The organism is Pseudomonas sp. D8002, from assembly GCF_013385695.1.
Classification (GTDB): domain Bacteria; phylum Pseudomonadota; class Gammaproteobacteria; order Pseudomonadales; family Pseudomonadaceae; genus Aquipseudomonas.
Window position 1 is genome coordinate 1 of sequence record NZ_JACAPM010000010.1, and the last position, 11,504, is coordinate 11,504.

An 11,504-nucleotide genomic window follows, 5' to 3' on the forward strand; every position below is an offset into this window, starting at 1 on the left:
CCCCGTTAAACCACGCTGGCCGAACGCAGGCTTTGGAGCGTGGGTAACCCGGCAGGACGCCGGGTTAGCCGTCCTGGGCCAAGGATGGCCCATGACGGCGGCCCACGGTCCAAAGCCGGAGTGAGGGCACACCGAGCCTAGGCGAGGTGCCGAGTGGTGGGGCAAGAGCGTTTTGCTTACTTTTGCGCTCTTCAAAAGTGAGCCGCTGTAAGAGCGGAACCAATAGTCGCCGTTACTAAAATAACGGATATACACCCAGCCCAACTCCCCCCCAACACAAATGTCGCATCTGAAATCAGGTCAGACTCTCGTCAATCACCAACACCAGCTTCCCGGAAATCCGATTAGTCGCCAGCTCCGCAAACGCAGCCTCGGCATCCTTGATCGGAAACGTCCTGGCCAGTTGCGGACTCAAGCGCCCCTCGGCAAACAACGGCCAAACATGCTGGCTCAAGTCACTGAACAAGTCAGCCTTGAACTGATCATCCCGACTGCGCAACGTCGACCCCAACACCTGCACACGCTTGGCCAACACCTGCGCCAGATCGATCTGCGCCTCACGCCCCCCCATCAACCCAATCAACACCCAGCGCCCATCACGCGCCACCAGCTTGAGATTCAGCGCCGCGTAATTCCCCCCCACCGGGTCAAGAATCACATCGAACGGTCCAAAATCCCTCAAGCCCTCGATGCCGTCAGTACGTACCACACCCCCCTGAGCCCCCAGCGCTTCACAGTACGCAAGGCGATCCGCCGACCCCACGCTGACCCAACACGGGCTGCCAAACGCCTTGCACAACTGAATCGCCGCCGAGCCCACCCCACTGGCGCCGGCATGCAACAACACCTTCTCACCGGGCTTGAGGCCCGCCAACTGGAACAGATTCAGCCACGCGGTGCTGTACACCTCGGGCAACCCGGCCGCTTCCACCAGGGACACACCCTCCGGCACCGGCAGCACATGCCGCGCATCCACCACCACTTCTTCAGCCATCCCGCCGCCAGCCAGCAAGGCGCAAACCCGATCCCCCACTTGCCACGACGAACCGGCGCCGACTTCGCTGATCACCCCGGAACACTCCAGGCCCAGCACCTGGCTGGCACCGGGAGGTGGCGGATAAAGCCCCGAACGCTGTAATAAATCGGCGCGATTCAGGCCCGCAGCCGCCACGCGAATGCGTACTTGGCCTACATCGCATGTAGGACTTGGCTCTTCTTGCCACTCCACATGACCTTCAACGCCTTGCAATGCTTTCACAGTGCCTCCATAGTGAGTCTGGACTGAGCCCGTTGCTGTAGCGTCGGGCTTTTTGCATTATGCGACCGGCCCATATGGAACCGGCGACTTCAAAGACGGCCTAATATGCGTTATCAATTGCCCCCGCGTCGAATCAGCATGAAGCATTTGTTCCCCAGCACCGCCCTCGCTCTTTTTATCGGTATCGGCCTTTTGCCGCTGTCGAGCAATACGTTCGCAGCCAACAGCTGGGACAACCTTCAGCCTGATCGCGATGAGGTGATTGCCAGCCTTAACGTCGTCGAGTTGCTCAAGCGCCACCATTACAGCAAGCCGCCGTTGGACGACGCTCGTTCGGTGATCATTTACGACAGCTACCTCAAGCTGTTGGATCCCTCGCGCAGCTATTTCCTGGCCAGCGACATCACCGAGTTCGACAAGTGGAAGACGCAGTTCGACGACTTCCTCAAGAGCGGTGACCTGCAGCCCGGCTTCACCATCTACAAGCGCTACCTGGACCGCGTCAAAGCGCGTCTGGACTTCGCCATTGGTGAGCTGGACAAAGGTGTCGACAAGTTCGACTTCACCAAGAAAGAGACCTTGCTGGTTGACCGCAAGGACGCTCCTTGGCTGACCACCGAAGCCGAGCTGGACGACCTGTGGCGCAAGCGCGTCAAGGATGAAGTCCTGCGCTTGAAGATCGCCGGCAAAGAGCCGAAGGCCATCCAGGAACTGTTGACCAAGCGCTACAAGAATCAGCTGGCACGTCTGGATCAGACCCGTGCCGAAGATATCTTCCAGGCCTACATCAACACCTTCGCAATGTCCTACGACCCGCACACCAATTATCTGTCGCCAGATAACGCGGAAAATTTCGATATCAACATGAGTCTGTCGCTGGAAGGCATCGGTGCCGTCCTGCAAAGCGATAACGACCAGGTGAAGATCGTGCGTCTGGTGCCGGCAGGTCCGGCCGACAAGACCAAGCAGGTTGCCCCGGCCGACAAGATCATCGGTGTGGCCCAGGCCGACAAAGAGATGGTCGACGTGGTCGGCTGGCGCCTGGATGAAGTGGTCAAGCTGATCCGCGGGCCGAAAGGCAGCGTGGTGCGCCTGGAAGTGATTCCGCACACCAACGCACCGAACGACCAGACCAGCAAGATCGTGTCCATCACCCGTGAAGCGGTGAAACTCGAAGACCAGGCCGTCCAGAAGCAAGTCCTCAACCTCAAGCAGGATGGAAAGGACTACAAGCTCGGCGTGGTGGTGATCCCGGCGTTCTACCTGGACTTCAAAGCGTTCCGCGCCGGTGATCCGGACTACAAGAGCACCACCCGCGACGTTAAGAAAATCCTCACAGAATTGCAGAAGGAAAAAGTCGACGGCGTGGTCATCGACCTGCGCAACAACGGCGGCGGTTCCCTGCAGGAAGCCACCGAGCTGACCAGCCTGTTTATCGACAAGGGTCCGACCGTGCTGGTGCGTAACGCTGACGGCCGTGTCGACGTGCTGGAAGACGAGAACCCGGGTGCCTTCTACAAAGGGCCGATGGCGTTGCTGGTCAACCGCCTCTCGGCATCCGCCTCGGAGATTTTTGCCGGCGCGATGCAGGACTACCACCGTGCGCTGATCATCGGCGGCCAGACCTTCGGCAAAGGCACCGTGCAGACCATCCAGCCGCTGAACCATGGCGAGCTGAAACTGACCCTGGCCAAGTTCTACCGGGTTTCCGGGCAGAGCACCCAGCATCAGGGCGTACTGCCGGACGTCGATTTCCCGTCGATCATCGACACCAAGGAAATCGGCGAGAGCGCCCTGCCCGAGGCGATGCCGTGGGACACCATCCGTCCTGCGATCAAGCCTGCGGTAGACCCGTTCAAACCGTACATCGCAGAGTTGAAAGCTGATCACGAAGCCCGCTCCGCCAAGGATGCCGAGTTCATCTTCATCCGCGACAAACTGGCCCTGGCCAAGAAGTTGATGGAAGAGAAAACCGTCAGCCTGAACGAAGCCGACCGTCGTGCGCAGCACACCGACATCGAGAATCAGCAACTGGTGCTGGAGAACGCCCGCCGCAAGGCGAAAGGCGAAGCCCCGCTCAAGGAACTGAAGAAAGAAGACGAAGACGCGATCGCCGCCGAGCCTGATAAAACCAAGCCGGAAGATGATGCCTACCTGAGCGAGACCGGGCGCATCCTGCTGGACTACTTGAAAATCAGCAAGACGGTGGCCAAGCAGTAAATGATGGCGATTTAATGTGAACGCTCCTCGGAGTGTCATCAAATAGACATCATTCTGTCGTGAAATGAAGGACCTGCCAAAGCAGGTCCTTTTTTTTCGACCCGAGAAAATCATGACCATGACCGAACAGCTGAATGCATTGGGCTCAATCCTGGCTCAAGGCAGTTTGCACAGCCTGTTCCAACCCATCATTTCCCTGTCTGAACGACGCGTCATCGGTTATGAAGCCCTCAGTCGCGGCCCGTCCAACAGCCCGTTGCACTCCCCTGTCGCACTGTTCTCCGTGGCCCGTCACGCCGGGCGTCTCAGTGAGCTGGAGATGGTCTGCCGGGAAAGTGCCTGCCGGCGGTTCAGCGAGCAGAAACTGCCGGGCAAGCTGTTTCTCAACGTCTCACCCGAATCCCTGCTGGAGACCGCCCACCAGCCCGGCCGTACCCTGCAACTGCTCAGCGACTTCGGCATCCCGCCCAGCCAGGTGGTGATCGAACTGACCGAGCAAACCCCGACCGACGATTTTCAACTGCTGCAAACCGCGCTGCACCACTACCGCGCCATGGGCTTTTCGATTGCCCTGGATGACCTGGGTGCCGGTTATTCCAGCCTGCGGCTGTGGTCGGAGCTGCGCCCGGACTACGTGAAGATCGATCGACACTTTATCGACGGCATCCACCAGGACGCCCTCAAGCGCGAGTTTGTCGGCTCCATCCTGCAAATCGCCAAGGCCTCCCGGGCCCAGGTCATCGCCGAAGGCATCGAGTTGCCGGAAGAGTTGGCGGTGCTCACCGAGATGGGCGTCGACCTGGTGCAGGGCTACCTGCTCTGCCGCCCCCAGGAACACCCGCCGCAGGAAGCGCGGTTGATGCTGCCCAAGCCCGACAACGCCAACGTCGCGCTGAACGACGAAGGCAGCGACCTCAGCGCCCTGCTCAACGAACAACCGGCCGTGGGCCAGCACACTGCCACGGCGCAGGTCCTGGAAGCCTTTCGGCGCCAGGCCAACCTCAATTCCCTGGCGGTGCTGGATGAGCGTGGCCACCCGATTGGCATCGTGCACCGGCACTCGCTGTCAGATGCGCTGCTCAAGCCGTTCGCCACCGATCTGTTCGCCCGCAAGCCCATCAGCCGCTTGATGAGTGATGACTTTCTCGCGGTGGAACTGAGCCAGTCCTTGCAGCAGGTCAGCCGCCTGCTCACCAGTCGCGCACGCCAGCGGATCGAGGAAGATTTCATCATCACCCTCAACGGCGATTATCTGGGGCTGGGCCGGGTGATCGATGTGCTCAAGCTGATTACCGAGCTGAAAATCCAGCAGGCACGCTATGCCAACCCGCTGACCTTGCTGCCGGGCAACGTCCCCATCCAGCAGTGCCTGACGCGGCTGTTGCAGCAACAACGCGAGTCTGTGATCTGCTACGTCGATATCGACAGTTTCAAGCCATTCAACGATATCTACGGCTATGGCCGGGGCGATGAAGTGCTGCTGTGCCTGGCGCAATGCCTGAACGACCGGGTAGACCCCAGCCGCGACTTCGTCGGGCATATCGGCGGTGATGACTTTTTGCTGGTGCTGGGGCCGCAGGATTGGCGCAAGCGGCTGAACCAGTTGCTGGACGACTTCCACACCCAGTGCCGGCGCTTCTATCGCAGCGAGCATCTGGACGCGGGCTGTTTCGTTGCACTGAACCGCCAGGGCGTGCGCCAGGAGTTTGCGCTGCTGTCGCTGTCCATCGGCGTGGTGCATTTGTATCCACAGGCCTGTGGACAACTCGATGCCAGCCAGTTGGCGGAACTGGCCTCGCAAGCCAAGCACCACGCGAAGAACGTGGCGGGCTACAGCATTCATGTGATTGACAGCCTGGAGCTGGGCCAGGCAGAACCGCAGCCGCTCTAGATCAGAGTTGCTCCAGGCGCATCTGCGCCAACGGGTGCCCGGCTCGGGCGGCGATTTTCCACCAGCGTGCCGCCTCCAGCGGATCAGGCGCCTTGCCAAGGCTGCCCGCAAGGCTCAACACCCCAATCTGGTAGGCCGCCTTGCCGTCGCCGGCCAGGGCCGCCAGCCGCAACAGTCGCACGCCTTCTTCACGGGCGCCAAGGCCCTTGCCACGAAACGTCAGGATATGTCCGTAGAAACTCTGTGCTCCTACGTCGCCCAGATTGGCCATGCGCGCGAACTGGCCTTCAAGCCACTGCCAGCCACGCGGCTGTCGCACGAACCAGGACCAATGAAACAACTTGCGCGCCAGCCAGTAACTGGCATACGCCTTGAGCTTCCAGAACACTACGCCTCCGCTGACTCGGGATAATCGTATTCAAATACTCGCACCACTTCGGATGCGTGCCACGACGCCGCGGCCACGCCATCGGACGGCCCGCAGAAGCGCCCGAGACGCTCCACGCATTCAAAGAAACCGGTACGTGGCAGGCGACTGGCGCCCTGGCTGATCACCAGGGAACTGCGCAGTGGTTGGTCGGCCTTGGCATCCAGCGCCGCCAGGTGCTCCAGCGCAGCCGTCAGGGTCTGCATGGCCGGCGTGGGAAATTGCAGGCGCTCCAGCAAGGCGCGGTAGGTCAAGAGGTGGCGCTGTCGGCGCGCCTGGTCCAGCTCGTTGAGTAACCCATCCCAATGTTGACGGCTGATGCGTACGCTCACGTTTCGTCCCTCCAACCTGCAACGCCAAGTTCCCAGGCCAGGCTGCGGCGGATGGCTGCGTCCGGCTGGCGCTCACCGCTTTCGATCAGGCCCAGGTAAGACGGGCTGATGCCCACCGTGCGCGCCAGAACCTCGATGGCCAGGCCCTTGGCCTCGCGCAGGCTTCGCAGCTGCTCCAGGGGGCGCAGATCCGGTTCGGCAGTGGCTTGGCTAATGGTCGAAGCGGGAGGCGTTGGCTGTTGCTGACCGGCAGCTTTTAACAGCGCCTGATACTGAGCCCATGGCAGAACCGCATATTCGGGCTCGCCATCCTTTGTAATTATCTGAATATCCATGACTGCCCCGTAGGATCACAACACTTACTTCGTAAGTACTTTCCTTAGGAGTGTAATCCTAACAGCCACAAAGAGCGCAGGGGGATATTCCCAAGGTTCAGTTTTTTTTCAGGTGTTCTTGCGTAAGCAGCTGCGGCGTCGCAGGAAGGCGCTCAACCACCACAAGCTTCTCGGGGAGCTGACGCTCGCGCCAGGCGCGAAAGGCGCTCAGTTCGCCGTCGAGGGTCTTCATGACCCACGCCAGCACAGCAATGTCGTCGAGCATGCCGAACACCGGGATAAAGTCCGGGATCGCATCAATCGGGCTCAGGAAGTACATCAACCCTGCCACTACCGAAATCAGCGCCTTGGGGCTGATGGCCCGGTACTCGCCGCGCCAGTAGGCCAGGCATAAGGCCTGGAGCAGCTTGAGGTCGTCCTTGAGCTTGCCCAGCCGGTTGCCCTGGCTCGAGCCTTTGGCGGCGACCGCGAACAGCAACGTCGGCAAGCGCCCACGGCCAAGCAGGCGAGCAGCCATGGGCAGGAAGCGGGTGAAATTAAACGGGGCTTTCATCGTCACTCCAGTTCCAGGCGACAGAAAAGGTTATCCACACAAATTGTGGATAACCTTGTGAACAGAGCCTATTTTCCAGGCTGAAAGCCACGTAATACAAGGCCTACAGTCAGATCGGGCGTTTTTTGCGCACATAAAAAAAACCCAAGAATTCATTGACTTGGAGATAATCTGCGTCTACCCGTACTCGGGTCTTTTATCAGACTGCTCTAGCCCGCATGGGTTCGGTTGAATTTGCCCTGGATTCAACTGATCGTTCCCACGCTCTGCGTGGGGATGCCGCCTGTGGCGCTCCGCGCTCGCTGTTAGCGCTAGGCTTAAGCTATGCGCAATGGTGACGCAGAGCGTCACGGGATGCATTCCCACGCAGAGCGTGGGAACGATCGCAGAGCGTGGGAACGATCGCACAGGCCAGAAACAACAACGCCCCGTCGAGACGGGGCGTTGTGTGTTCAGGCGCTGATTACTTCTTGGCAGCAGGAGCCGCCGGTGCGTCAGGAGCGTCTGCCTTGGACGGGTCCTTGATGGCCAGCAGTTCCAGGTCGAATACCAGCACGGAGTTGGCTGGAATCGCCGGGCTCGGGCTCTGGGCACCGTAGGCCAGGTCGGACGGGATGTACAACTCGACCTTCTCGCCAACGTGCATCAGTTGCAGGCCTTCGACCCAACCTGGAATCACGCCGCTGACCGGCAGGTCAATCGGGCTGCCGCGATCCACGGAGCTGTCAAAGGTGGTGCCGTTGGTGAGCTTGCCGGTGTAGTGAACAGTCACTACGTCGGTAGGCTTGGGTTGAGCACCGTCCGCTTTCTTCACGATCTTGTATTGCAGACCGGAAGCGGTGGTGACAACGCCGTCTTTCTTGGCGTTTTCTTCGAGGAATTTCTTGCCGGCGGTTGCCGACTCTTCGCTCATCTTGGCCATACGCTCTTCAGCACGTTTTTGCAGTGCGGCGAAGGCTTCGACCAGCTCGTCGTCTTTCAGCTTCTGTTCTTTCTTGCCGACGGCATCTTCGATGCCTTGGGCTACCGCTTTGGAGTCCAGGTCATCCATACCTTCTTGAGCAAGGCTTTTGCCCATGTTCAGGCCGATACCGTAGGAAGCTTTTTGCGCCGGGGTTTTCAGCTCTACGCTGGTTTGCGAATCACAACCCGCAAGTACCAGGCTAACCAGGGCCACCGCCGCCGCCAACCGATGCTGTTTCATGCTATTTCCTTGTTCGTGTGCCAAAAGGGCATTCGAGTAAAGTCGCGAGCTTATCAGGCGGCCACGACCAATGGCTACCGGCATGTGAGCAGGAAACTTCTGATAAGTTCACGTGTTTAAAAGCATTTTCATTCAATCCAGGGCCCTGCAACGGACGGCAGCAGCGCTGGAACGAGACTCATGGCCACTTGCCGCACTGCTGGCCTGATGGCATAAGAACGCTACAACTCGACAAGGATAGTTATCTTGCGCATTTTTTCCCGTGTTTTGCTGATGATTTTCATACTGCTGGGCCTGGTCCTGGCGGTGGTGCTCTATTACGTGGTCAACCCGAAGCTGCCGGTCTACGTGCCGGTGGAACAGGTGCACTACCAGGATCAATGGAGCGCCGCAGATCGCCAGACCTACTATTTCACGCCCCAGGGCACCCAGGTCAAGGGCCTGCGTTATGCCTGGTTTACCGCACTGGAACTGCCGTTCTCCGAACAGCGTTTCGCCACGCCCGAGTACCTGGCGCGCTTCGGTTTCCTGGTAGATCCCAGGCAAGTGCCGACTGCACAAAACCCCGGCAACCTGCCGGTGGGTTTCGCCCGGCATAAAAATACTGGCAGCAATGATGAGTTTCTCGACATCACCTGCGCCGCCTGCCACACCGGCCAGTTGAACTTCAAAGGCCAGGGCCTGCGGATCGACGGTGGCCCGGCGCAACATGTGCTGCCGTCCAGCGTGCCGACCCTGCGCGGCGGCAGCTTCGGCCAGGCACTGGTCGCCAGCCTGGCCTCGACCTACTACAACCCGTGGAAATTCGAGCGCTTTGCCCGCACCGTGCTGGGCCATGACTACGACGACCAGACCGCAGCGCAACTGCGCCAGGACTTCAAGAAGTCCCTGAACAACTTCCTCAAAGTTGCCTGGAACGACACCCACCGTGGCCTCTACCCCACCGAAGAAGGCCCGGGCCGCACCGACGCCTTTGGCCGTATCGCCAACGCCAGCTTCGGCGACGCCATTTCCCCCGACAACTACCGCATCGCCAACGCCCCGGTGGACTACCCGCAACTGTGGGACATCTGGACCTTCGACTGGGTGCAATGGAATGGCTCGGCCCAACAACCCATGGCCCGCAATATCGGCGAAGCCCTGGGCGTCGGCGCCACCCTGGACTTCTTCGACAGCGCCGGCCAGCCGCTCCAGGGCGATGCGCGCTACGCCTCCAGCGTGCGGGTTCGCGACCTGAATACCATCGAAGAAACCCTGCAACGGCTCAAGCCACCCACCTGGCCCGAAGACCTGTTCGGCGCCATCGACAAACCGCTGGCCGCCCAGGGTCGCGCACTGTTCGCGGAAAACTGCGCCGGCTGCCACGTGCCAGCGGTGTCCCAGGTCGATGGCCGCCCGGTGCGCCAGTTGAAAATGCTCCCGGTGGAAGTCATCGGCACCGACCCCGCTACTGCCAACAATATCGCTGACCACCGCTTCGACCTCAGCGCCCTGCAATGGGACCCGGCGGAGTTGGCGAAAATGAACGTCGAACTGCACCCCACGCCCACCGAGCCGCTGGACCTGCGCAGCCTCTCTTCAGCCAAAGGCCTGGCCTACATCACCGCCTTTGTCGAAGACCACGCCTACCGTGCCGCCGGTGTGACACCTGCCGAACGCCCGCGCCTGGACGGCTTCGGCCTGCCGATCGGCGTACGCGAATTGCGTGCCTACAAGGCACGGCCCCTGGCCGGGGTGTGGGCGACACCGCCGTTCCTGCACAACGGCTCGGTGCCGACGATCTACCAATTGCTCTCGCCTCAGGACGAGCGCAGCCCGACCTTCTATAAAGGCACCTTCGAATACGACCCGCGCCACCTGGGCTATCAAACCGCTGCGTTCCCCAACGCGTTCCTGTTCGATACGCGCATCACCGGCAACCACAACAGCGGCCACGAATTCCGTGCCGGGCAGCGTGGCAACGGGGTGATTGGCCGAGGCTTGCTGCCCCAGGAACGCTGGGCGCTGCTGGAATATTTGAAAGTGCTGGGCGGCCCGCTGGAACAGCAACTGCCCTGACCCAACCGACTTCGCAGAAAAGGATTTTTAAATGCTCGCTCGACTTTGGCTGCGCCTCGGCGCGTTTCTCGGCAAGACCCTGTTGTGGCTGGTGGGCCTGGGCCTGCTGGGCTGGTTGCTGTCCACCCTGTGGTTTGCCTGGCAGCACAGCGGCCCGGTCTCGCCGGATGAACAGATCCCGCCGGGTGAAGCGGCCATGACCCAGGGCATCATCCAGACCGCCGTGCGCATCGTCGACCAACACCGCGAAGGCACGCGTTACCTGCGGGATGCGCATGCCAAGGCCCATGGCTGCGTGAAGGCCGAGGTCAGCGTACTGGCGGACCTCGACCCGGCCCTGCGCCAGGGCGTGTTCGCCGAGCCGGGCAAGACCTGGCAGGCGATGATGCGACTGTCCAACGGCAATGCGTATCCGCAGTTCGACAGCATCCGGGATGCCCGGGGGATGGCGATCAAGTTGCTGGACGTGCCAGGCAAACAGCTGCTGGCGGATCAGCAGGCGCGGGGTGAGCAGGACTTTGTGATGTTCAGCCATCCGAACTTTTTCGTCAGTGATGTGGCGGAGTATGCGCAGAACATTTCGGCTCAGGCCGATGGCAAGAAAGTCATGGCGTTTTTCCCCGGGGTGGATCCGCGCAGTTGGCAGGTGCGGCATTTGTTTATCGCGCTGGCGACGTTGGCGCCGCCGCCGGTGAGTCCTACGCAGACGACGTATTTCTCGGTGTCGCCGTATAAGTTCGGGGCGGCGAATGCGAAGTTTCGGGTGGCGCCGGATCCCCAGGGGTGTCCTGCGTATGTGCTGCCCAAACAGAATCAGGACCTGCCGAACTTTTTGCGCAGTGCGTTGAATCAGCAACTGTCGACGGACCGGGTGGCGGCGTGTTTTGTGTTGCAGATTCAGCGGCAGAATCCGCAGAAGTTCATGCCGATCGAGGACACCAGCATTGAATGGAAAGAGAGTGATGCGCCGTTTGAGACGGTGGCCAAGGTGGTGATTCCGGCGCAGGATTTTGATACGCCGGCGTTGAACCTGGCTTGTGATAATCAGTCGTTTAATCCGTGGTTTGGGGTGGAGGCGCATCGGCCGATTGGGGGGATTAATCGGTTGCGTAAGGCGGTGTATGAGGCGGTCAGTGATTATCGGCATAGCCGGAATTTGTAGCTCCGCGGTGTGGGGTGCATATCCGTTGCTGCGGTTATGGCCGCTATTGGTTCCGCTCTTACAG

Annotated in this window: 10 protein-coding genes; 4 read left to right on the forward strand and 6 right to left on the reverse strand. The window is 60.5% G+C overall.

Translation table 11 applies throughout. The annotated features are described in order from the left end of the window. Positions 1-295: 295 nt before the first annotated feature. On the reverse strand, positions 296-1,258 hold the full coding sequence (locus tag HX807_RS05880; RefSeq protein ID WP_087694978.1) for a zinc-binding dehydrogenase: 963 nt from the start codon (positions 1,256-1,258) through the stop codon (positions 296-298). Between the two features lie 138 nt (positions 1,259-1,396). On the opposite strand from HX807_RS05880, the gene HX807_RS05885 reads away from it, so the two are divergent. Next, positions 1,397-3,478: a carboxy terminal-processing peptidase gene (locus HX807_RS05885; RefSeq protein WP_023659269.1), complete on the forward strand. Its 2,082-nt coding sequence runs from the start codon at positions 1,397-1,399 to the stop codon at positions 3,476-3,478. Between the two features lie 112 nt (positions 3,479-3,590). After that, complete coding sequence (locus HX807_RS05890) at positions 3,591-5,369, forward strand: bifunctional diguanylate cyclase/phosphodiesterase (RefSeq protein ID WP_023659268.1); 1,779 nt, start codon at positions 3,591-3,593, stop codon at positions 5,367-5,369. Between the two features lies 1 nt (position 5,370). Here the strand turns inward: HX807_RS05890 and HX807_RS05895 are convergent, their stop codons facing one another. The 5 genes from HX807_RS05895 to HX807_RS05915 form a co-directional block, all read right to left on the reverse strand. Next, positions 5,371-5,757 (reverse strand): sel1 repeat family protein, encoded by a 387-nt coding sequence (locus tag HX807_RS05895; protein ID WP_003211114.1) that lies wholly within the window; start codon positions 5,755-5,757, stop codon positions 5,371-5,373. Next, on the reverse strand, positions 5,757-6,128 hold the full coding sequence (locus HX807_RS05900) for a hypothetical protein (protein ID WP_003211116.1): 372 nt from the start codon (positions 6,126-6,128) through the stop codon (positions 5,757-5,759). The genes HX807_RS05895 and HX807_RS05900 overlap by 1 nt, the downstream gene beginning before the upstream one ends. After that, positions 6,125-6,463 carry a helix-turn-helix transcriptional regulator gene (locus tag HX807_RS05905; protein WP_003211117.1) on the reverse strand — a complete coding sequence of 113 codons (339 nt, stop codon included), beginning with the start codon at positions 6,461-6,463 and terminating at the stop codon, positions 6,125-6,127. The genes HX807_RS05900 and HX807_RS05905 overlap by 4 nt, the downstream gene beginning before the upstream one ends. A gap of 97 nt (positions 6,464-6,560) precedes the next feature. Then, a complete protein-coding gene (locus HX807_RS05910) occupies positions 6,561-7,016 on the reverse strand; it encodes a YkvA family protein (RefSeq protein ID WP_177049480.1) in 456 nt (151 codons plus the stop codon). Positions 7,017-7,479: 463 nt separating this feature from the next. Beyond that, positions 7,480-8,220, reverse strand: a complete 741-nt coding sequence (locus HX807_RS05915; protein ID WP_003211122.1) for an FKBP-type peptidyl-prolyl cis-trans isomerase — start codon at positions 8,218-8,220, stop codon at positions 7,480-7,482. Positions 8,221-8,466: 246 nt separating this feature from the next. Between HX807_RS05915 and HX807_RS05920 the strand changes: the two genes are divergently transcribed. Continuing rightward, complete coding sequence (locus HX807_RS05920) at positions 8,467-10,278, forward strand: di-heme-cytochrome C peroxidase (RefSeq protein ID WP_177049483.1); 1,812 nt, start codon at positions 8,467-8,469, stop codon at positions 10,276-10,278. A 31-nt stretch (positions 10,279-10,309) separates the two neighbouring features. Continuing rightward, complete coding sequence (locus HX807_RS05925; RefSeq protein WP_003211127.1) at positions 10,310-11,440, forward strand: catalase family protein; 1,131 nt, start codon at positions 10,310-10,312, stop codon at positions 11,438-11,440. Positions 11,441-11,504 lie beyond the last annotated feature (64 nt).

Excerpts from the sequence above, each read along its gene's own strand:
- HX807_RS05885 (WP_023659269.1), top strand. The coding sequence starts at position 1,397 with ATGAAGCATTTGTTCCCCAGCACCGCCCTCGCTCTTTTTATCGGTATC.
- HX807_RS05890 (WP_023659268.1), top strand. The coding sequence starts at position 3,591 with ATGACCATGACCGAACAGCTGAATGCATTGGGCTCAATCCTGGCTCAA.
- HX807_RS05905 (WP_003211117.1), bottom strand. The coding sequence starts at position 6,463 with ATGGATATTCAGATAATTACAAAGGATGGCGAGCCCGAATATGCGGTT.
- HX807_RS05910 (WP_177049480.1), bottom strand. The coding sequence starts at position 7,016 with ATGAAAGCCCCGTTTAATTTCACCCGCTTCCTGCCCATGGCTGCTCGC.
- HX807_RS05915 (WP_003211122.1), bottom strand. The coding sequence starts at position 8,220 with ATGAAACAGCATCGGTTGGCGGCGGCGGTGGCCCTGGTTAGCCTGGTA.
- HX807_RS05925 (WP_003211127.1), top strand. The coding sequence starts at position 10,310 with ATGCTCGCTCGACTTTGGCTGCGCCTCGGCGCGTTTCTCGGCAAGACC.